The sequence below is a fragment of the Hymenobacter latericoloratus genome (assembly GCF_014199535.1).
GTDB classification, from domain to species: domain Bacteria; phylum Bacteroidota; class Bacteroidia; order Cytophagales; family Hymenobacteraceae; genus Hymenobacter; species Hymenobacter latericoloratus.
This window is the reverse complement of record NZ_JACHNV010000010.1, coordinates 56,664-76,454: the sequence shown is the minus strand read 5'-3', so window position 1 is coordinate 76,454 and position 19,791 is coordinate 56,664. Positions and strand designations below refer to the sequence as shown.

Sequence of the window (19,791 nt, the reverse complement as noted above, 5' to 3'; positions counted from 1 at the left end):
ACAGTTTGCAGAGTACAGGGCTGTGCGCTACTCCCAGTCCCAGCGTTTACGGTTGATAACGGGCAGATCTTCTTTGAAGGCGCAGCGCTTGCAGTAAGTGGCTGTATGCTTCAGGGAGCGGTAGGCAATGCTCTGGCGCAGACTTCTGAGTGTCGCTTCGTGCTGGATTGCATCGTCATGCAGGCGCAGCTCGGCCAGCATGGCCACGCTGGTCAGGTATTCCCGGGCCGTAGCCAGGGCTTCTGCCCGGTCGGTGGTTTTCTGTTTCTGGTAGTAGCGTACCTGAACCGGTGTTTCAAACCACGGAGTGGGGTGGCGGTACTTTTCGCACTTCTGGCAGATGTAGGGCGGGTACATCGTCTTCCGTTCCCGGATGGTAAGTGAGCCGCAGGTGGGGCAGGCCTGCCGCTTTTCACCGAGTCCCAGATGGGCCGCTACCTCCTCATCGGTTACCCGTAGCGCCACGTGCGGCCACAGCCGGGTCCGAAACTCGGCCTTAACTTGCTGGCAGATTTCCTTGTAGGTGTCGCAGTGCACCAGGTGCTGCAGCACAAACGGCCCCTCTGCGGAAGAACACACGGCGCAGGTATCCCCGATGAGGGCCTCACGCTGCTGCTTCCACTCCGCCGTGGTCCAGGCGGTGGACAAGGCGGTTACCTGGGTCAGTGCCTGTTCCCAGGTGATACTACCGGCTTCCAGTTGGGCTAGCAATGAAGTAATCAGCTCAACGTGCATAGGACTAGAGTAGAAGGCAACTACATCAGATACCCTTCACAAGGTTCAGGAAGTCATCCAGCTTGTAGGCACCGTCCACCACGCGGCGCTCATACACCATGAAGTAGCGGAAATCGTTGCCTGCTTTCTGTACCCAGTACTCGCCCAGCTTGATTTTCTGCTCGGCATCGAGGTGGTCGCCCTTGGTTTCCACCAGCAGCGTCTTGCCGCTCTTGGTTTGGATGATGAAGTCGGGGTAGTGGTTAAGGAAACCGTTAATCCGAAAGCCTTTGCGTTCCAGGTTGCGCGTCCAGAAGGCAATGTTGGGCAGGTTGGCCAGCTCGTTGATGACCCGCTCCTCAAAGCCATTGATCTTGCCCTCCTTCTCGTACAGGGACTTGGTAATGTCCTTGCCCGTGTCGCCGGGCGTAATCTGGGCCGGCAGTGCGTAGGCCGGCTGCATCGAGACTTTGTCCTGGTCGAGGAAGTTGCGGAACTGCTTCAGCGCGTACGCCTCCGAGAGCTGCCGGATTTTGTCCTTGATCTTCTGGGTGTAGGTGTGCTCGTGGTTGGCGAAATCCGTGAACTGCTCGTCGGTGAAGTCTTCGAGGATGCGGCGGACGTAACGCTCAATTTCCTTATCGGCAATGGGGTAGAGGTTGCCGATCAGGCCCATGATGCGGCTGGTGAAGTTCTTGACGCGACTGTCCTTACGGGTCGGGTCGAGGATGAACGTCATGATGCGCTCCTTCGCGTCGCCGTCGATGCGGGTGAAGGTGGGCGTGGCTTCCTTCTTGGTGTCGTCGAGGTCCACGCGGTAGAGCTCCGACGACACGCCGTCGAACTTGATGTCGGTGTTCTCCTTTCCGAGCTGGAAGCCTTCGAGCAGGTAATCTTTCTCCAGCAGCACGCTGGTACTGCCGGCGTCGCCGTCGAAGAGCGTGGCGGCAGGTTTTTTCCAGAAGAACTGGGGCAGCCGCAGGGCCGTGGCCTGCTCGCGGAAAATCTCTTTGATCGGATAAGTTTTCACGAGGGATTGGAGGGCGCTAGGAGGGGGCATGGTGCCGCTGGCCGTGCTGGCGGCCACGGTTTGCTCGAACTCGGCCTGCTGGGCCAAGGCGGCCTGGGCAATGGCCTGCACGGAGCCCGCCGCCGGGGCCGTGGGGGCCGCCTGCGGCTGCGTGACCGACACGGCCGCCGCGGCTTCGTCGGTGACGGGTTCCACCGGGGCAATGCGGCCGAAGTCAATGTCGGCCAGATCATCGGTGGCCGGCGTGGGGGCCGGGGCATCAAAGTTTAGCGGGGCCTGCACGAAGCTGGCCAGCGGGTCGGGCTTGGGCGCGAGGGTAGTGGCGTCGGCCACTTTGTAGTCGCGGGCGCTGAAACCGGCTTTGTTCAGGCCCACCACAATCTTATCCAGCGTTTCCAGAAACTTGCTGGAGGCCGTCAGCACGTAGCTCATGTTGAGCATGGGTGCCTGGTGCGGGGCCACGTAGGGCTGGCGCAGCACGCGGCCCAGGATCTGCTCCACATCCACGGCCGACGACTTATCGGCCAGCGAAGCCAGGATGTAGGCAAAGGGTGCGTCCCAGCCCTCTTTCAGGGCATTCACGGTGATGATGTAGCGCACCGGGCACTTCGGCGACGACAGATCCTCGTTCTTCAGCTCGTTCAGGCCCGCCGTCTTGATGCGGATGTGCTCGGCCGGAATCTTGCGGTCGATGAGCTTCTGCTTGAGCAGCTCGAAGGTGGTGTTGTCGTCGGCGGTTTTGGGCTGGGCCTGAAACAGCACAATGGGCCGGATGTAGCGGCCGCCTTCCTTCTGCTCCTTTTTGGCCTGTAGCTCCAGGTTGCGCTGTAGCTGCAGGGCCGAGTTGATGACTTCCGTCCGGTCGTTGTGGTTATACACGATGACGGGCAGCTTCACCATGTGCTCCTTCTTCAGGGCCAGCGCATCCACGAAGCTGATGATGTTGCTGTTTTTGCGCGGGGTGGCCGTCAGGTCGAGGATGAACGAGGGGCTCAGGTTCTTGAGCATGTCCACGCTCAGCTCGCTTTCCGCGTTGTGGCTTTCGTCGACCACCACCACCGGGTTCAGGGCCTGAATCACCCGCATGAGGGTAATATCCTCGTCATCGCCCAGCAGGGTGCCGAAGGACTGCAGGTTGCCGTTTTCCTGGTACACCTTGCGGTCTTCCTTGTTGCGGGCCCGCAGCGAGTCGAAGCTGAGCACCACCAGGCTCAGCTGCTCCTGCACGGAGCTGGCCGAAAAGCCGCTGCCTTGCAGCAGGGCGGCCTTGTCGTACACTTCCACGCGGCCGGCGAAGTGGGTGTTGATTTTCTGCCGGTAGGGGTGGCCGGGGTCTTTCAGGTTGCGCAGCGTCTGCTCCAGAATGGTGACGGAGGGCACCAGCCACACCACGGCCTTGGGCCGGTCGGGCGGAAAGGCGGCGAAGATGGTGCGCAGCGCGTTGGCCGCCAGAAAGGTCTTGCCGCCGGCGGTGGGCACCTTCACGCACACGTGCGGCACGCCGGGCACGGTGCTCTTGTAGGGCTCCACGGCCGCGCCGGGAAAGGGCTGTAGGGGCGTGCGCGGGTGCGTGGCCCAGAAGTCGTGGAAAGCGTCGGGCAGGTTCTTGGTGGCCTGTACGCAATCGAGGAAGCGGGCCAGGTCCGTAATGACTTCCTGCTGGTAGGGTTTCAGCTCCATATCGGCCGGGGGTTAGAAGCGCGAAATGTCGCGAGGAATTTTCTTGAAAATAATGCCGTGCCGGGTCATGAACTCGGCCGGCAGCAGGCAGTTATCGGCGTAGATGATGTACTGGCCGGCGCGGGTGCGCATGGTGGCCAGAAACTCGTGGCCCAGCGTGGTAACGGTGTCGGGCTGGTAGTGGAAATAGTAGGCCGTATCGTCGTGCAGGCCCAGAAATGCCGCGTTGTCATCGGCCGAGGGCGCGGGCAGGGGCTGCTTGGTTTCGGCGTAATAGATGTACTGACGCAGGCCCGCCAGGCCGGCTTGCTCGTTCAGCTCGCCGACCTCGGTGAAGATGGGCGCGCCCAGGGTGTAATAGTCAAAGCTGCCGCCGGTGCCGGGGTGGCCGGCGTAGCCCTGCATGACGCGCTTCACCCGCTCCGCTGTAATACGCTCGGCGTAGTCTTCCATTTCCGTGAGGATGAAGCGCCTGTTGCCATCGTCCTGCTGGTTGAGCTTGAGCACGGCGTGGGCCGTGGTACCGCTGCCGGCGAAGCTGTCGAGGACGATGGAATCTTTGTCGGTGGCGATATGGACAATTTGCTGAATTAAATCAATTGGTTTGGGAGTGTCGAAAGCAGCTTTCTCGCCGAATATCTTTTCAATATCTCCCGAACCGTGCTGATTTAGAGCAATATCATACCAGATAGAAGGTATGGTCATACCCTGTCGGGTTTCTGAGAGATATAGCTTGCGCATAGGAGTTTTTGCTTCTCCTTTCACTCCCCAATACAGCCGGTTATCTTTTTCCAGCCGTTTCATTTCTTCCTGGTTATGGCGCCAGCAAGTGCCCTGCCGTGGAAATACTTCTTCCTGCGTGTAGGGATTGATGATGCCATAAAATAGGCTTGCTACAAAGCGTCCACCCTTTCCATTGGCCGTTGTATCAATTTTTCGGAAAGGCCCTTTAGGGTCAGGACCATTTGGTTCAGCAAATACCTTGTAGTCTGCATTTGACTTTTCAGTCCGTTGGAGCAGATTGAATTGCTCCTCTGCTAACGTCTTTTTGCCCGGCCCTGCTTTCGCCTTACCGTACACCAATATGTGCTCGTGGATAGAACCAATGGTTCTGTCGTTTGGTGGACTGTCACGTTTCTTCCAGATAATGTCCGCAATGAAATTATCAAGCCCGAAGATTTCATCAAGCGTCATCTTCAGGTTGAAGCATTCGGTATCGTCAATCGAAACCCATAAGCTTCCATCCTCCCTCAGCAGTTTGTGAAGCAGCTTTAGGCGTGGGTATATCATACACAACCACTTGTCATGACGCGAGAGGTCATCTACTCCAATGCCCGCATCTTTGCCGTTTGACTTTGCCTGCAACGTAACCTCCAGCCATTTGCGAAGCTTCGGGTCCGAAACGTTGTCATTGTAAGTCCATCCTTCCTTCCCCGTGTTGTAAGGAGGATCAATGTAGATGCACTTCACTTTACCCTCGTATTCTGGCAGCAGGGCTTTCAGGGCTTCGAGGTTGTCGCCGTGGATGATGCGGTTGCCGCTGCCGGTGGGCTCGGTGGTTTGGGTACCGTCGGCGAGGGCGCCGTACTGGTGGTCAAGAAGTCGGAACGGAACGTCCTGGTGGTGGTTGATAACTTTGTCTTTACCAATCCAGTGGAGCGTGGGCATGCGGACGTAGCAATAGGTGTAAAGACGAAGATACGGGAAGGGCAGGAGGGCGCCGAATCTGCGGGCGGCAAGTTTGCGGTGGTCCGGCCTGCGGCGTTCAGGCTAAACTAGTTAGCACGGCGCCTTGTGCCCTGCCCCCGGTGGCGTATCTTCGTTTCTACCCGGCCGGCGGCTCTTGCTGATCGTTAACCTCCCTCTCTACTAGCAGAGCGCAGGCGCGGAACACTGCCCATCCGAACCGACTCTGTAACCGTGTCGCTGCATGTCCATCCACGATTCTATTCCTGACTACGGTAAGCTGTTCGGGAGTTACAACAATCTTAGCAACCTGGCAAAAGCAGTCCAGCCGCTGCATGACCTGATAACCGCCAATAGCATGAGCGGAATTTTGGACAATGTCCGGCTGGCTTCATTGGTTGCGTCGCCCTGGGCTGAGGTGCTGGGTTCGGCTAAGTGGCAACAGACGATCAAAGCGGCGGGGCTGCTGAATGTGCCGCTGGTACCGGGGCTACAGTCGCTGGAGGCACTGGCGCAACCATTGGCCGATTTTCAACTGAAGTTTCCGGCTCATACACTGGCCAATTTGAGCAGTCTCGGCAGCATATCACGGATGCTGGCTGATGCATTCCAGACATCCGATCTGATAAAGCAGGCGGCATCTGTGCAAGGCATGCAGCAGCAACTCCTGACCGATTGGGCGGTGGCCAGTAAGCTGGCAAATCCCCTGGCAGCGTGGGCTACTCAGTTCCAAAGTCTGGGCTCTTTGGTAGCGCAGACGCAGGACTTCATCCAACGCCTGCAGCAAGAAGTCGATGCGGAAGACGCAACGGATACCGACGCCGACTTCGATGAAACATTTGAAGACTTTGGGGCTCAGTTTGCCAACTTCCGGGTAGAGTCGGCCGCCGATGTAGCCTTGCTGCGCAGCGAGATGAACGGCTTCTTTGCATCCCTTTCCGCTCAGGTAGCCACGGGAGTGCAGCAACTGGAGCAGGCCGGTAACAGCCCGCTGGCCCGGTTCAACCTGAAGCTGGGTATCATCAGCGGACTGCTGGGCATCATCAGTTTTATCACATTTATCGACTGGTGCTACAGTAAGGTAGAGGCAAGGGTGCACCCGCTGGAGCAGCCAGCCACGAAAGCTGATTTGCGGCAACTTAAAGCCGAGCTCATCGACTCGGTAAAGCAAATTGCCGCCGGACAGGGCAAGTTGCGAACCGTTAAGCGGGCGTTGCGCCTGCGTATCAAACCCAACCCGAAAAGCCTAGGGGTAGATGTGGTTGGGGTAGGACAACAGGTGATGGTGCTGGATAGCCTGGGCAAATACGTCTACATCTCTTTCCAGGACGCCGACCGGCTGCCAATGAACGGATGGGTGCTGAAAAAGTACCTCAAGCGTACAAAAGCGTAGTAAAAGCTCAAAGATTCTTGCTGATCCAGCACCTGAGCCAGGGACATCACATGCAGGAAGTTAACGTCCTAATTAGTAGAAGCGTTATTTGTAAGCGGGAGTCCTAGTTCAGCAAAGAGCATATCCAAATAACGCCATTGAATGCGGGTTGCTTCCACAGTCTCTTGCCGGTTAAATGGGTCGCTGAGCCAAGAGGTTAGGCGATGCTTCAAGTCTTGGCTAAACCAAGTCATGCCCAGGCAAAAGAAGCCCGTGTGGAGGTCCGTAGCGTCAAATAGCAATTCAAGGATGGGGGTTGTGCCCAAATAGGCTCGGGCTACCCATACATACTTGGGCAGTAGCCGCTTGCCGATGGCTATTCGTTCTGCTGCAGGGAGGTAAGGATTCTGACGCAGTTCGTCTTTGTAGTGATTGCTGGTGCTTAGGTACAAATCCCACACGACGTCCTCGGGGTTGTTGAGCCGAGGGTATAAAAATACATCAAACGGTTCGACCAGGATGTATACCTGCTCGAAGTTGATGCGAATTTCGGACGCCAATGGTACGAAGATATTGAGTAAGGCAGCTGTCTGGTCGTTAGGTCCTTCGCTGCCTGGCATCGCACAGACGGTATTTAGCTGCCCGTCTTCCGTAAAACCTAAGCGAGCAAACGGACCTAGTTGATCGTCGTGAATGTAAAGCCGCTCCACTTGCTCGCCGACAAGCGAAATTGCGGGAGTCCGGCGTACTGTTTGAGGCGCTTCGCGATAGCCGGTCACGGTGACTAGGTGCTCGCTGTCCGCACCGTCGCCGCGAACGAATAAGAGAATGGGCAGGCCCAGCCGCAGATAAGCGTAAATGATGCGCTTATAGCGTCGCATTTGCTCAAAACCGGCCATTTCGGTCTGGTCCGCTACCTCCTGCTCGACATATTCATCGCGTTCCTCTTCAGTCAAGTCTGCTATATCTTCTTGAGTAAGTCCCTCGAACCCCTCGTACGGGAATAAACCAGCAGCTCGTTGTCGGTCGATGGCGACCCGCTTGCTCTCCTGAATTTCGGAGAGTGTATCGAAGAACAGCAGTTCGGCAACAAGGCCCACCGACTCGATGGCATTACCAATCTGGTAAAGGTCCAGGCCATCATTCGGGAACGTGCGCCCCGTGCTGTTGAATAAGTTCTTGGTAGCGGCCGTAATCTGGTAAGGCGAAGGCAGTACCGTTTGAAATAATTGGGCTGTTTTGTGAAAGGCCATCCACAGCGCGGTAGTCGCGCAGGCACTCACGACTAAATCCTGCTCCTGAAAAATGAGCGAATTGAGGGTCAGTGGCTTTCCCAATAGGTTGAGATGGTAGGGCCGCCGGGCGGGGTAATGACGGACTTTTTCAGCCCCGTTGTCGTACGGCTTGAGCAGTGTCGCGCCGATTGGAGCCGTCGGTAAAGGCTTTACAACAACATAACCTAGGTACGAGCCCCACAAGTCTTGCGCCGCCTTCCAGCGCGCGAGGGCAGCTGGGTCAATCTCCTGACCCTGTTCCGTAAGGGGGGGCGCATCGGGCGCGACTAACGCGTCCTCCAACGCCGATTGTGCGAAGGCCAGCTTGAAGAAATGAATGCGTTTGCAGAAACGCGGGTAATCGGCGAATCCCAGGGAGTAATAGCTAGCGTAATCCGTTAGATAGGATTGGCTGACATAAGGCTCCTCCACCAGCATTGTTTGGGCGCCCAACGCATCGTTGGTAGAACCTAGGTATTCGCTGAGGTAGGCGAAATGGTCTTTTGCCCGAATTTCCGCTTCGGTAACCCGCTTTGTAGTAAGCTCCGCCGCTAACGCATCGGACGAATAAGGTAAAACCCGATATGCGATGTCTTGCACGATTAAGCTGCAGCAGGACTGAGTTAGCGCTTGGCGCGCATCTTCATCCGCTCGCGATCCACAACCGCATGCTTGCGCAATGCCGCTGCTTCCCGTTCCATTTGCTCCAAACGCGCCTGATAAGCTTGCCCACGGAAGTCGGCTCGCTCGTCGTTGAATTGGATCGTTACAGGTGCAGTTACAGACATGAATGCAAGAAAATCAGTTGAATGGGCGTGCAAAGGTACGAAGGTGTATCGATAAGCCAGGATCAAGGTTACAGTTTTGTAAGCAAAATCCCAATGGACTGCCGAAAAATTATGCGTATTATCTAGAAATTAGGAAGGACAAGTGTCATTTGACTTCCACTAAACCGAACCGCTGTAAAATATAGCAATTAATCATTAAGAAATATTGTATTAATACATTTTCTAATTCAGGAGTATGCGGATAAAGTAAGGGTTTATCTTTATCACCGCCGCTATTTGTAATCCATATTACAAACCTAATTTTTGCGCCGCATTATGCTGGCGCACATTGTCAAGGCGGGTATAGCGCCGAATCATGGAGCTAGTTTTGTGCTTGGTCTGGTTCATGACCTCGCTGTCGTCGGCGCCGTTGAGCTTAGCCACCGTCACGAACGAAGCGCGGAGTGAGTGGGCGGTGAACTTGGGGCCCAGGTGCCGCTGCACAATCTTGTTCAGGTGCACATCCGTCAGCCGTCGCTCCGTTAGCCGGCCACCTTTTCGCAAAGACACCAGTACCGGGCCGGTGGTACGGCCGAGCAGCCGCAGCCAGGCCTGCAGCGTGCGGATGGGACAGAGTGCTGGGTCCGGGGAGTAGAAAATGGCTTTTTCCTCGGCTACCCCCAACTGGTTGGTCTTACTGCGCTTCAGGTCAATGGTGAGCCCTTCGTCCGAAAATGCGAGGTCATCCAAGTCAAGCGCAGAGAGCTCCGAGCGCCGAAATGCCCCCGTGAAGCCGAGCAGCAAAATTACCCGGTCGCGCAGGCCAGCTGGTGTTGAGGGGTCGATGTGCTTGACGGTGCGCTTGAAGCTCGCCAGCGAAAATGCCGGGGCCTGCTTCTGGCGGGTGCCCTTAACCCGGCTGATACCTTCGAGCAGCACCTTGAACTTCTTGTCGTCCGTGGGCGAGGCCAGGTCCCGCAGCGCGTGGGCCTTGCTGATGGCCGCGCAGTGGCGCTGGATGGTGGCCACCTTTTTGCCAGTTTCGGCCAAGTGGGTCACAAATCCGGCGAGCGTATCCACCGACGCCGGTAGCGCGACCTGTCCGTGCTCGGTACACCAGGCCGAGAAGCGGCGCCAGTCCCCGGCGTAGGCCCGGGCCGTGTTGGGGGCGCCCTGTAGGCCGGCTTCGACATAGCGGGCGGTCTGCTCGGCTAGGTGTGCGAGGCCGGTGGACGCGGGGGAAGGTGGGACAACGGGGACGGTGCTCACGGCAGCCTATTATATAAGGAGTAAACACCCGGAAAATTGGCGTCTCTCAAAGATAATGGATAAGGTATGATAAGTAAAGCTTATCATACCTTATCCTCGTTTAGCAGGAAGTCAACCAATACTCCTTTTCGCAGAGTTACCAAAGGCTATTGGCTAGTGGATATTCGGTATAGGAACGCAAAAGGGCCTGCTCATGAGCAGGCCCTTTTGCGTTCCGTAGACTTGTACGTGTTAGCTGATATGCTGACGTTTACGGGCGTCTGTTGCTGAATGGTCGAAACCAATGGGTGCTGGGTAGACACTATCACCCAAGGCTATTCCCTTAGTGAATTCACAATCCGGCAAACATGTGCGGTTGTCGTGGACCCGAATGAAGCCGTGGTTGTAGTCGTAGCGCTGGGTTCCCAGGTAGTAATTGCCCGCAATCCCCGTGACCATTTCAACGAATTGCAATACCTCCAGCGACGCGAGATTCATGCTGAAGGGGAAAATGTTCTCATTGCGCTTAAACCGGTGCGTGTTAGGCAGCCCAGCTAGGTATGACGGGTCATCCAGCATGCCAGCCTGTTCGGTTGCGACGTCTGCACTGTCGTAAGCCTTGAGGCACTGTAGGCAAGGTCGGTCCGGGCCAACGGTTTGCAGTTGCCATTCTGCCCCTTCAAACTGCTTGTGCTCGTCAAACCTGACATTGATTCCACCGTCTACCACGGGAATCAAATGATTGTAGGCAATGTGGTTGAGGACATGACGCGGCCATGGGCGGTCCACGCAGCTGAAGAGCACGTCACAATCCAGTGCAGCCCGATAACCAGCTTCTTCGGTTATGCCGTGCGGCACCACAGCTATTTCTACCTGTTGGGCTGTGGCCGCGTGACGTATCTGACGGGCCGCAACTTCCGCCTTGGGCTGGCCTAGATCATGAACAGTAGCACCCATTAGCCGGTCCAGGTTATGCTCTTGCACTTCATCGAAGTCGATGAGCACAAAGCGCTCCATGCCCATGCGTGCTAATGCTTCCGCTACCATGCTGCCTACGCTGCCCAAGCCGACTATGCCAACGCGCAGGCGGGTAAGGCTGCGGTGATTGTCCGGTCCCCAGACCGTCGCGGTGCGCTTGTAGATGTTGCGAAGCTTGGGGAGAGGCCGCAGGTGATCGGCATAGCTCATATGCAGCTGCTGACCTACCACACGCACAGTAGCTGCCCACTTTCGTTCGTAGCCCGCAGCTTGCCGCTCCCACACCCGCGCACTCCACGTGCCATCTGTCCCAAGGGTCATGCCCACCAGTGGCAGATCAGTAAACGTCAGCGCCGCCGGCGAGTATCCTTCCTCCGTGTCGATGTCGTCGGGGCTCATGTTCTGCCAACCCGGGCCTAAGTGGCTGTGCAGTAACACTACGCCAGCCTTTTCCTGCGCCGCCAGTCGGCAGGCGCGCTTGAAGTATTGCGGGTAGATTTCCACGTTGCCGTGTACCTCCCGGTCTCCTTCTTCTGGCAGGATCAGCTTGTAAACTAAGGCTGTGAACCGATTTTCACCAACCGACGGGTAATACAGGGCAAACGTAGCATCTTCCTGCTCATCGTCGCGGAGTAGATGCTGCAGCAGTTGCTGATTTAGCGCGGCGGGTACGGCTACGCTGACCTCATCTTTGTCAGTTTTGTCGAAAGACTCCATTGATTTGGGCTAATAGTTCGAGAGCGGGATTGGCAGGGTGAACCGTAAAGCGGTAGCTCCAGTACTGCCAGTCGGTGCCAAGGCCGCTGGCTATTACATTACGGATAAGCACTCCGTTTTTCAAGGCTTGGCCGAACGGCACGAGGTGAGGCGTGGCGCGGATATGAATCGACGAGCCCATCGAGCGCGGGTAATCGGGCTGAGTCTGAATGGCTAGGTCGATTTTCCTGCCGGCAAATGTGCCGGCAGGAATCTCGAATCCAGGAATTAGGGCATATGCTTGGCTGTTGGCATCCCGCAGCACGCTGGCGTCCGTGTGTCCTAGTTCGTGCAGGTGCGCCACGAGCAATTCAACGCCGCAGTTCATGACACCTGGGTGGTGGAATTGTCGAAGAGGCCGAAGTGCTGCGCCGAGTGCAGGTCCACGGACTCCTCTAGGTTAGTCAACTCCCGGAAGTCACCCTCGAGTTTGATGGCCAGGGTCTTGGTGGCTGGGTCGACCTTGACGAAATCGACCAATATCTGGCGCACCGTAAGGTGCTGCTGGTCGGTTTCGTATTTCGTCTTGTCAACGAAGAAATTGTACTTCTTACGCTCAGGGGCGTTGTTTTTGGGGTGTTCGGGCTGGGGCATGATGCTCGCTCGTTAAAAGGTGAAAAAATCAGTACTCATGTCCGGCCGGAGCAATCATACTCTTTCACCTCATCAAGAGCCGTGCCAATGTCCTATTTGTAGGTTTGTGCCATGTGTAATACATGACACAGTGCCAATAATGACTCAAACTGTCATGACTTACGCATGACACAAATGCAGTGGTGCAACTAAATTGCGTTATGTTTGTTAAAATTTGGATGGGTGAGTACTCCTTTTTCGGGCGCCATCCTTACTTTTAGACAGACCGTATAGCACATATGCAACACGAGATTAACATTGCTTCTCTGGCAGAAGCCCTTCAGCGCAAACGGGATGCGGAGGGCTTGAGCGTACGGGCAGCGGCAGAGCAGATGGAAAAAGTGAGTTCGTCCACACTGTCGCGGATTGAGCGGGGCAACTTACCGGACTTGGACACTTACATGAGAATCTGCCGCTGGCTGGATGTGCCCCCGTCTCATTTTGCGGTTAAACCCGTGGCGCAGGGGGATGGAGCAAGGGAATCAGTGCTGGAAAAAGAAGATATCATTGTACATTTAAGAGCCGATAAGTTATTAACCCCAGCTACCCGGGAGGCGCTCATCACAATGATTGAAGTGACCTATGCAGCTGCGCGGCGCAATCTATTACCGGATGAAACCCAACAGCTCACCTCTCCCTCCGGGATTTAAAGCCGTCGCTAAAAAAGACTCTGTCGCCATCCGCCGTAAGCTGGGTTACTCGCTGACGCAAGCGTGCCCTGCCCGCCTCGTGGCTAAACTCTATGGGGTGCGGGTATTTCCGGTGTTTGCCCTGAACAATCTACTGCTCTCCGGAGCGTTGGGTGAATTCCCGGATCTAGACCGTAGAGTTGCCCAACTGACCTCGTTGGTGACCGATACGGAACGCCCGTTTTCGGCCATGGCTATTGGCATGTGCGGCGATAAAATCATCGTCTACAATCCCAATGCCTCTGCTGCTCGTCAAGAGAGCGATATCATGCACGAGATGGGACATCACATTTGCCAGCATCCAGGTAATTGTCTGGGGGCAGCTATGGACTTTGCTCTGCGTAGCCACGACGAACGTTGCGAAGCGGAAGCGGAATGGCTGGGCTGGAGCTTGCAAATACCCGAGGACGGGCTTATGCAATTGGTACGTGCTGGACATTCCAACGAGGCAATTGCCGAAATTTACGGTGCCAGTCTGCAGTTGGTGAAGTTTCGCCGCTCGGTCTTAGCGATTGACCGGCGTATTGCAGCGAGCATCAACCGAGCATACAATAGCTAATAGGCTCGTCGTAAACTTAAGTGGTAATTAATCCATCATAGGTGCGAAGTTGTAGAGCAATCAACTGCATAGTAGCCAGCACCTGATCAAACGCAGGAAGTGCGCTATGCAGCAGGCTTGGCAACTCCTGCTCGTAGGGCTGCTGAAGCTGACGTAGGTTCGTTGCTTCCTCAGTATAGGCCCAGCACGCCGTCAGAGGCTTGGTTTTCCATTCCAGGGTCGGGCCAATGACGCCCGCCCGCGCATCATCGCGTTGCACGGCTGCGAGCTGCTGGGCCAGGCCGGGACTGGCTAGCAGGGCGGCCACCTCGGGCTGGCTGGCCAGCTGGTGCAAGTCGTAGAGGTGGCGCACTTTGCGGCCCGTTGCCGCGAGCGGGTCTTCTTCGTATGACGCGCGCACCAGGGCCATGATTTTCTCGGCAAACGTGCGTGAGAGGCTCAGTACGTTGAAATCGAAAGCTTCCAGGCCGTATTCCTGCACGGCGTCCGGCTGCCCATGGTCGAGTAGGTACTGGCCAAGGTAGGAAATCAAGGGACGCTTGCTGTGCGGCTCGGGTTCTCCAAAGGCCGTTATTTCCAGCAGAATGTGCTCCGTAGCCGTCGGCACCGGGTCGGTAAACAGGTGCGGATACTGGTGGTGCACTAGCCGGTTGTGGCCGCGCTTGCTGGTGGAGCCCGGCACGTCTACTTCGGGCAAGTCGCCGGCGGCGATTTTATGGATGTCGCGGATGAGCCGTTTCAGCGCGCCGTCGCTTTGCTGCTCCTGCAGGATAACGGCCAGGTCCACATCCTCCGAAAACCGCTCAATAAGCCCGTAGCCCTTGGAGAGCGAGGTGCCACCTTTGAACACGACCTGGTCAGCCACGGCCGAATCGGCCAGGTTGCGCAGCACCCAGGTTACCCAGTAGTCTTTCTCAATAAAGCTTTGCCGCATCCCCCGGGCCGCCGCAGTGATGGTAATCAGGTTGCGAAAGTCCTGCTCGTGGGTGTGCAGGGTCATCGGATTTGCCATTGCGCGCGGTTGGGTAAGGCCTGCTCGGACAAACCAAGCTTATAAGTGGATAAGGGATTTAGGCTGGCTTTCAGCGTAGTGGCTAACTTGACTTCACCCAGCCCTTCCAGCAGGGCCCCCAGCAGGGCGCGCGTGGCCGGATTGTAGTCCTGCGCCAAGCGAACCAGAGCGGCCTGCTCAGCCGGTGGTAGCTGCTTTACCTGCTCGCGCAGGCGCAGCAGAGCCGCGGCTGGCGAAGTGTCGGGCAGGCGCTTAATCTGCCGCAGGGCATCCAGCAGCTGGCAGAGCTTTACCTGCTCCGGCTTCACCTCTGCCCGGCTGCGCACGAAGCGCACGCGCACGTTGCCGACTTTCTTGGGCCGTCCCGGCCGGGACGTGGCAATCTGAATTTCCTGCGGTACCTGCGTGGTCAGGCCTAGCCGGTTGAAGGCCGCTACGCCGGTGGGGTAGCCCCGCAGCTTTTTGCTGGATGTTTGCAGCAGCACCTGCAGTACCTGCTGCTCGGAAACCGGGACCGGGCCGAACCGGCTCTGCAGGGGGAGGCGGTAGGTGCCTTTGGTAACCTGCTGCACTACTCCTGCCTGGCGGAGCCGGCTCAGGTTCACGGCCACTGTACCCGGTGCGATGCCTAAGCTGGCGAACTCCTGGTAGCGCACGAGGGCGCCCGGCTCCAACTTTTGCAAGCGGTTGAGGATTTTCTGGCGGGCGGTCGTGGATTTGGGCGCTTTTTCCATCTGCTTGGGGCCGGTAAAGATACATCAATTGTAAAGTTTTTTGACTGCAAAACATTACAAAATGTGCTTTGTGTTCCACCTAAGTTACGGACTCAAGCAGCAGCTTGCACGTAAAACCCAAACACCCTCTCGCTACCGTCTAGAGGCAACAGGAGGGTGCTTATGGATAACTGAAAAGCGGGGAACTGCTAGTGGTTGTGCGGGTCGTAACGGTCTTGAGGGCTGCGAGAGGCCCGGTGCATGACGGAGCTGGAAAGGCGGAAGAACTTGAAGCCGAAATAGAGCAACAGGCTCCAGGTGGCCACCTGAGCTCCCCAACTTGGTGCCCAGGATGAGTAGAGGAAAATAACCAAGGCGATAAGCAGCAGAATACGCATAGCAGTATGGATGAGAGTGAGTATCGAGCCGGTCGTTTGCCCTGCTTCCTCTATTAGGTAAACGAAATGATACTGATTTGGTGCACGCAACGATGCCAATAAGCAAGGCGCACAGGCGAGTTAAGGCTACCGGAAGCCGCGGGCCCGGAGCAGGTCGCTGTTGGAAAGCCTGAGCTTGATATTGCGCCCGCCCCCTTTTTCGTACACCTCGACGACCAGGTTTTTCTGGTCGGGAATGGTGAACTTCTTGAACACGAATACCTGCTGGAGCTTGCCGGCGGCTTCAATTTTTTTCTCGTTGCCGTTGTAGACGTAGGTAGGCGTCAGTTCAATGGCCTGCTCGGCCGTGCGCTTGGCTACCTTCTTGTCCTGGATGTAGAACTTGACGAAATCCACATCATACGTCACATTGGAGCGGTTGCGCAGGTGGAGCGGGAAAAACAAAGTTTCCTGCTGGTAGCCCACGCTGCCCGCGCGCACACTAAGCTGGTTTTTCGTATCGCTGGCCACCGAGCCGCCGCGTGCCAGCGCCTGCTTAGAATAGGCATCCAGGTTGCCCTGCGGAATGGGCGTGTTCGACAGGATGGCCTCGCTGCCACTGCCGGCCTGGGCAGTGGAACTGGTCATCGTGCTCAGGTCCAGGCTCAGCACCTTCGGGTCGTGCTGGTAGTTGACAACGAACATGTACAGCTTGCCACCGGAGGTCAGCACGGTCATGTTGGTTTCGGTCACGTGGTTGCTGGCCGCCTTCACGCGCACGATGTTGTCGGCACCCGTGGCCTTGGCGGCCAGAATGCCGGAGTTGCCCAGGTCGACGTAGGTGACCGGGTAGGGAAACACAAGGTGGGTAGTTTTCTGGTCCGAGACGTAGAGCGGGAGCACGGGCAGCTTAGCCGGGCCCGCGCTGGGCGCGCCCAGGTCCAGGCCCAGCTGGCGCGGGTTGCGCTGGTAGCCCACCACGAAGGAGTAGAGCTTGCCGCTGGCCGTGAGCACGGTCATGTTGGTTTCGCTGAAGCCGCTGCCGGCCGCCTTGACCCGCACGATGTTTTCGGAGCCCGTAGCCTTGGCTGCAATCAGCCCGGCACTGCCCAAATCGACGTAGGTGACCGGGGAGGGAAATACCAAGTGGGTGGTCTTTTGCTCCGACACAAACAGCGGATACGTCGCGAGCTTAGCCGGAGCCGCTGGGGCCACGGGTCGGGTGCTGGCCAGCGTCGTGGATTGAGCGAGGGCGGGTGCCACAGCTAGGCTGAGGGGCAGGGTGCAGAGGGCAAGGGCGATTCTCATAGCGTAGCTTATTTATCAATCTTCAACATGACCTGGTAGCCGGCTTTCAGGCGCACCTTGACTAGGCGGATTTTCTTCTGACCGAGGCCCTTGACGGCGGTAACTGCCACGCCGGCCGCGGCCAGCGTGGGGTCGGCGCTCATGGTCATGGCATCGGCGGCATTTAGGCCGTCGGCGCCGACCTGCTTGGCCGCGTCCCGGGTAATGGCGCCCGGGATGTGCAGGCCTTCCAGGCCGTCCACGTCGTAGACTTCGAGGGCCACCGGGAAGACCCGATTGCCGGTTTTCAGCGTCTCAATGCTGATGTTCAGCCGCTCCCCGGCCAGGCTGCACTTGCCGTAGATGAAGGTGTTGGCTGGCAGGGCGCGGCCGTTGACCACGGCCGATTCCGTCAGGCGCATTTTAACCAGCGAGCCGCTGACTACTTCCTGTGATTCGTGAATGACGGCCGGCAAGGTGTTGGCATCCTCGGTGGCGGCCCGGCCATCATCCAGGCCGGTGAACGAAGCCGTGCGCCGGCTGCCCGAGCCGCCCCCGCCCAATCGGGAAACGACGGCATCCTCATCGACCACCTTGGCCCGGGTGCTGGCCTTTTTCTTAGTCTTGGCCACCACCGGCACGGCCGGGCGGGCTACCCCTCCCCCGCCGCTGTTGCTCTGCGCCAGCAGCTGGGCCATCTGCAGCTGGGCGTCCTTCTCGGCCAGCTCCCGCTCGTGCTGGCTGCGCATCAGCTCCAGCTGCTCCTGGGGCGTGAGGGCGCCGGGTGCTGCTGCAGTTGGAGTGGCCGCAGCGCCGGGCGCGGCCCCACCGTTCAGCTGCGCCTGCTGGGCGGCAATGAGCTGCTGCTGGGCTTCCACCACGGACTTGTCCACCGACCCATTGGGCCCGGGCTTGCCATCGGCGCCGATGGAGTACGACAGACCCGAGCCGGCCGCCGTATCGAGACGGGCATCGACCAGGCCCCGGTTGCGCAGGGTATCCACTGGGCTGGCGTAGGCTTCGAGCTTGCTGGCGGTGATGGAGCCTTTTTCGGCCGTGGGCAGGGTGGTGTTGAAGCCGGACGGCACGTTCTGGGCCTCGGCGGGCGCGCCCTGCCCGCCGCCGCCCAGGTAGAACATGACGGCCAGAAAGGGGACGCCCACTACCGGCAGGAAGGTGGCCATCTTGCGGGTGCGCAGAAATTGCGCGTCGTGCGGTTTGGTTTCCATCGGGTGGGGCTTAACGGGGCTGAGTACTGAGGTCTTCGTTGCGCAGCACGCGCCAATTTTCCATCAGGAAGCCGTGCGGGTTATTCTCCGAGCGCGTCACGTCGCGCAGGGAGCATTCCGAGAGGAAGTTGCGGGTGGTCACCGAGGTGGCCCGGATAACGCGCTGGTGGCCGTAGCACCGCGCCACCAACGGGCGCGAGTTGGTTATCACTACGCTGTCCACACTCATTTCCAGGCTGATGTTGGCGGCAATCAGGTCGTTGTAGAAGCCCTTCTCCTTGAAGTTCTCGTATTGCCGCTTCGCGGAATTGTCGGCCAGGTACAGCGCCTTGTTCACGTTGCTGTCGATGGCTTTCTGATCGGGGTCCAGGGTGAAAAACAGTTCGTGGAAGCGCGTGACGTGGGCGCGGGCCTCCACCGGCCGGTTGGCCCGCGCATCCCGGGCGCCGGCCGTGAGCAGCTGCCCGCCTTCCAGCACGTAGATGCGATTGGCGGCCGCGGTGGTGGTCTGAAACGCGAAGTAGGCAATGGTGCCGGCCAGCACCAGCACCGCCACAATGAAGAGCAGGGCCAGGGTTTTAACCTGCTGGAAAGCGGAATCAATAGTTTTCAGGGATGCGAACATGGCTGGAGAGGGCTAATGAGAAGTAAGAAGGCTCGGCCTCAGGCGGAGCGGCGGCCGAAGACCCGTTCGCGGAGGACCGTGCCGGCGCGGTGGCCCAGCTGCTCGCCCCAGGACCTGTTGTCGGTAGCGGCTGCCCCTGTGGCGGCAGCCGCAGCGGCCGGGGCCGCGCCCAGACGCGTAGCCGCGCCAGCCGCGGCGCCGGCCGTAGCCGCAGTGCCTACCAGCGCCCCCTGCATGGCGCGGGCCACGCCGCTCACGCCCGAAGCGGCCAGCATCATATCCGTGATAAAGGGAATGACCAGGTAGCCGGCAATGGCAATGCAGAGAAAAACCAGGTAACCAAAATCGGCGGAGTCGACGCCGGCGCCGGTGTTGAGGCGGCCGATGTCGGCTTCCAGCATCATCACCTGAAACTGCCCCATGATGGCCCCGAAGATGTTGGCCACCGGCACCCACAAGCTGATGGTGACAAACTGCCCCAGCCACTTGGCAATGGAGCCGGTGAAGCCGGGAAAAATGGCAATGCCGAAGGTCAGAGGCCCCAGCACCGACAGCACGATGAGCAGGAAGGTGGCCAGCACGTTGACGAGCAGGCGGGCAGCGATGTGGAAGAGCTCCAGGGTGTTTTTCATCCATTCCCGGAAGTCCTGCTTGACTTCGTACTTGAGCTTATCAAATCCCAAGGCAGCCTGCTGGCCCATATTGCTCATGCCCGTAGTCCCGCCCAGCTCCTCCAGCCGCTTTTCGTAGGCCTCATCCGTGGCGAAGTACTCGTTGCCCGGCTGGCGGGCCAGCAATGCCTTTTTCTGCTGCTGCAGCTGGTCGATGCGGGCGGTCTGATCGGTGCGCACCGAATCGGTGCTGGTGGCCAGCGCGCCCGTGATGCCGCGCAGGCCGCCGAGCAGCTGCGGAAACAATAGAATGGCCAGGCCAATCAGAAAGGGGCGCAGCAGCGGATACAGGTCGATGGGCTCGGCCCGGGCGATGTGGCCCCACACCCGGGAGCTGATGAATATCAGGGCGGCAATACCGCCCACGGCACGGCCCAGGGTCACGAACTGCGCGACCAGCGGCAGCATCGAATCGTAGAGTCGACCCAGCATCTGCTCCATCTGCAGCATCTGCATGGTGATTGAGTTCATGTCCATAGCGGCGGGAAATG

At 58.2% G+C, this 19,791-nt stretch carries 19 protein-coding genes; 3 read left to right on the top strand and 16 right to left on the bottom strand.

Going from position 1 to position 19,791, the window contains the following annotated elements; all coding sequences use genetic code 11:
* Positions 1–27 precede the first annotated feature (27 nt).
* Genes GGU46_RS20375 through GGU46_RS20365 form a run of 3 tightly spaced genes read right to left on the bottom strand, consistent with a single transcriptional unit; the run spans position 28 to position 5,092 of the window.
* A complete protein-coding gene (locus GGU46_RS20375) occupies positions 28–735 on the bottom strand; it encodes a hypothetical protein (RefSeq protein ID WP_183405389.1) in 708 nt (235 codons plus the stop codon).
* 25 nt (positions 736–760) lie between these two features.
* Positions 761–3,424 carry a DEAD/DEAH box helicase gene (locus GGU46_RS20370; protein WP_183405388.1) on the bottom strand — a complete coding sequence of 888 codons (2,664 nt, stop codon included), beginning with the start codon at positions 3,422–3,424 and terminating at the stop codon, positions 761–763.
* 12 nt (positions 3,425–3,436) lie between these two features.
* A complete protein-coding gene (locus tag GGU46_RS20365; RefSeq protein ID WP_183405387.1) occupies positions 3,437–5,092 on the bottom strand; it encodes a site-specific DNA-methyltransferase in 1,656 nt (551 codons plus the stop codon).
* A gap of 262 nt (positions 5,093–5,354) precedes the next feature.
* Here GGU46_RS20365 and GGU46_RS20360 point away from each other — a divergent pair, with 262 nt between their 5' ends.
* Entirely contained in the window at positions 5,355–6,503 is a 1,149-nt protein-coding gene (locus tag GGU46_RS20360; protein ID WP_183405386.1) for a hypothetical protein, read from the top strand.
* Between the two features lie 68 nt (positions 6,504–6,571).
* Here the strand turns inward: GGU46_RS20360 and GGU46_RS20355 are convergent, their stop codons facing one another.
* The 6 genes from GGU46_RS20355 to GGU46_RS20330 form a co-directional block, all read right to left on the bottom strand.
* A complete protein-coding gene (locus tag GGU46_RS20355) occupies positions 6,572–8,356 on the bottom strand; it encodes a hypothetical protein (RefSeq protein ID WP_183405385.1) in 1,785 nt (594 codons plus the stop codon).
* 23 nt (positions 8,357–8,379) lie between these two features.
* On the bottom strand, positions 8,380–8,544 hold the full coding sequence (locus GGU46_RS20350) for a hypothetical protein (RefSeq protein ID WP_183405384.1): 165 nt from the start codon (positions 8,542–8,544) through the stop codon (positions 8,380–8,382).
* Between the two features lie 288 nt (positions 8,545–8,832).
* Positions 8,833–9,792, bottom strand: coding sequence for a tyrosine-type recombinase/integrase (locus GGU46_RS22530; protein WP_183405383.1), 960 nt, complete (start codon positions 9,790–9,792; stop codon positions 8,833–8,835).
* A gap of 231 nt (positions 9,793–10,023) precedes the next feature.
* On the bottom strand, positions 10,024–11,466 hold the full coding sequence (locus GGU46_RS20340; protein ID WP_183405382.1) for a HesA/MoeB/ThiF family protein: 1,443 nt from the start codon (positions 11,464–11,466) through the stop codon (positions 10,024–10,026).
* Positions 11,444–11,833, bottom strand: coding sequence for a hypothetical protein (locus tag GGU46_RS20335; RefSeq protein ID WP_183405381.1), 390 nt, complete (start codon positions 11,831–11,833; stop codon positions 11,444–11,446). Before GGU46_RS20335 ends, GGU46_RS20340 begins: the two co-directional genes overlap by 23 nt.
* Positions 11,830–12,099, bottom strand: a complete 270-nt coding sequence (locus GGU46_RS20330) for a hypothetical protein (RefSeq protein ID WP_183405380.1) — start codon at positions 12,097–12,099, stop codon at positions 11,830–11,832. The genes GGU46_RS20335 and GGU46_RS20330 overlap by 4 nt, the downstream gene beginning before the upstream one ends.
* A 278-nt stretch (positions 12,100–12,377) precedes the next feature.
* Between GGU46_RS20330 and GGU46_RS20325 the strand changes: the two genes are divergently transcribed.
* Together GGU46_RS20325 and GGU46_RS20320 are read left to right on the top strand one after the other, a co-directional pair.
* The gene (locus GGU46_RS20325) at positions 12,378–12,788 is read left to right on the top strand and encodes a helix-turn-helix domain-containing protein (RefSeq protein WP_183405379.1); all 411 of its coding nucleotides are present in this window, start codon (positions 12,378–12,380) and stop codon (positions 12,786–12,788) included.
* Positions 12,751–13,386, top strand: coding sequence for an ImmA/IrrE family metallo-endopeptidase (locus tag GGU46_RS20320; RefSeq protein WP_183405378.1), 636 nt, complete (start codon positions 12,751–12,753; stop codon positions 13,384–13,386). Before GGU46_RS20325 ends, GGU46_RS20320 begins: the two co-directional genes overlap by 38 nt.
* Before the next feature lie 16 nt (positions 13,387–13,402).
* Here the strand turns inward: GGU46_RS20320 and GGU46_RS20315 are convergent, their stop codons facing one another.
* From GGU46_RS20315 to GGU46_RS20285, 7 genes are all read right to left on the bottom strand, one after another.
* The gene (locus tag GGU46_RS20315; protein ID WP_183405377.1) at positions 13,403–14,398 is read right to left on the bottom strand and encodes a nucleotidyl transferase AbiEii/AbiGii toxin family protein; all 996 of its coding nucleotides are present in this window, start codon (positions 14,396–14,398) and stop codon (positions 13,403–13,405) included.
* Positions 14,383–15,132, bottom strand: coding sequence for a type IV toxin-antitoxin system AbiEi family antitoxin domain-containing protein (locus GGU46_RS20310; protein ID WP_183405376.1), 750 nt, complete (start codon positions 15,130–15,132; stop codon positions 14,383–14,385). The genes GGU46_RS20315 and GGU46_RS20310 overlap by 16 nt, the downstream gene beginning before the upstream one ends.
* Before the next feature lie 188 nt (positions 15,133–15,320).
* The gene (locus GGU46_RS20305) at positions 15,321–15,509 is read right to left on the bottom strand and encodes a hypothetical protein (RefSeq protein WP_183405375.1); all 189 of its coding nucleotides are present in this window, start codon (positions 15,507–15,509) and stop codon (positions 15,321–15,323) included.
* A gap of 126 nt (positions 15,510–15,635) precedes the next feature.
* Complete coding sequence (gene traN, locus GGU46_RS20300) at positions 15,636–16,796, bottom strand: conjugative transposon protein TraN (protein WP_183405374.1); 1,161 nt, start codon at positions 16,794–16,796, stop codon at positions 15,636–15,638.
* 8 nt (positions 16,797–16,804) lie between these two features.
* Entirely contained in the window at positions 16,805–18,004 is a 1,200-nt protein-coding gene (gene traM / locus GGU46_RS20295; RefSeq protein WP_183405373.1) for a conjugative transposon protein TraM, read from the bottom strand.
* A 10-nt stretch (positions 18,005–18,014) separates the two neighbouring features.
* Positions 18,015–18,629, bottom strand: a complete 615-nt coding sequence (gene traK / locus GGU46_RS20290; protein WP_183405372.1) for a conjugative transposon protein TraK — start codon at positions 18,627–18,629, stop codon at positions 18,015–18,017.
* Positions 18,630–18,667: 38 nt separating this feature from the next.
* Positions 18,668–19,771 (bottom strand): hypothetical protein, encoded by a 1,104-nt coding sequence (locus GGU46_RS20285; protein ID WP_215906419.1) that lies wholly within the window; start codon positions 19,769–19,771, stop codon positions 18,668–18,670.
* Positions 19,772–19,791 lie beyond the last annotated feature (20 nt).

Bases quoted from the DNA above. Each gene is read 5' to 3' on its own strand.
- GGU46_RS20365 (WP_183405387.1), bottom strand. From the start codon at position 5,092: ATGCCCACGCTCCACTGGATTGGTAAAGACAAAGTTATCAACCACCAC.
- GGU46_RS20350 (WP_183405384.1), bottom strand. From the start codon at position 8,544: ATGTCTGTAACTGCACCTGTAACGATCCAATTCAACGACGAGCGAGCC.
- traN (WP_183405374.1), bottom strand. From the start codon at position 16,796: ATGAGAATCGCCCTTGCCCTCTGCACCCTGCCCCTCAGCCTAGCTGTG.
- GGU46_RS20330 (WP_183405380.1), bottom strand. From the start codon at position 12,099: ATGCCCCAGCCCGAACACCCCAAAAACAACGCCCCTGAGCGTAAGAAG.
- GGU46_RS20340 (WP_183405382.1), bottom strand. From the start codon at position 11,466: ATGGAGTCTTTCGACAAAACTGACAAAGATGAGGTCAGCGTAGCCGTA.
- GGU46_RS20370 (WP_183405388.1), bottom strand. From the start codon at position 3,424: ATGGAGCTGAAACCCTACCAGCAGGAAGTCATTACGGACCTGGCCCGC.
- GGU46_RS20325 (WP_183405379.1), top strand. From the start codon at position 12,378: ATGCAACACGAGATTAACATTGCTTCTCTGGCAGAAGCCCTTCAGCGC.
- GGU46_RS20285 (WP_215906419.1), bottom strand. From the start codon at position 19,771: ATGAACTCAATCACCATGCAGATGCTGCAGATGGAGCAGATGCTGGGT.
- GGU46_RS20320 (WP_183405378.1), top strand. From the start codon at position 12,751: ATGAAACCCAACAGCTCACCTCTCCCTCCGGGATTTAAAGCCGTCGCT.
- GGU46_RS20315 (WP_183405377.1), bottom strand. From the start codon at position 14,398: ATGGCAAATCCGATGACCCTGCACACCCACGAGCAGGACTTTCGCAAC.
- GGU46_RS20335 (WP_183405381.1), bottom strand. From the start codon at position 11,833: ATGAACTGCGGCGTTGAATTGCTCGTGGCGCACCTGCACGAACTAGGA.
- traK (WP_183405372.1), bottom strand. From the start codon at position 18,629: ATGTTCGCATCCCTGAAAACTATTGATTCCGCTTTCCAGCAGGTTAAA.
- GGU46_RS20310 (WP_183405376.1), bottom strand. From the start codon at position 15,132: ATGGAAAAAGCGCCCAAATCCACGACCGCCCGCCAGAAAATCCTCAAC.
- traM (WP_183405373.1), bottom strand. From the start codon at position 18,004: ATGGAAACCAAACCGCACGACGCGCAATTTCTGCGCACCCGCAAGATG.
- GGU46_RS20375 (WP_183405389.1), bottom strand. From the start codon at position 735: ATGCACGTTGAGCTGATTACTTCATTGCTAGCCCAACTGGAAGCCGGT.
- GGU46_RS20305 (WP_183405375.1), bottom strand. From the start codon at position 15,509: ATGCGTATTCTGCTGCTTATCGCCTTGGTTATTTTCCTCTACTCATCC.
- GGU46_RS20360 (WP_183405386.1), top strand. From the start codon at position 5,355: ATGTCCATCCACGATTCTATTCCTGACTACGGTAAGCTGTTCGGGAGT.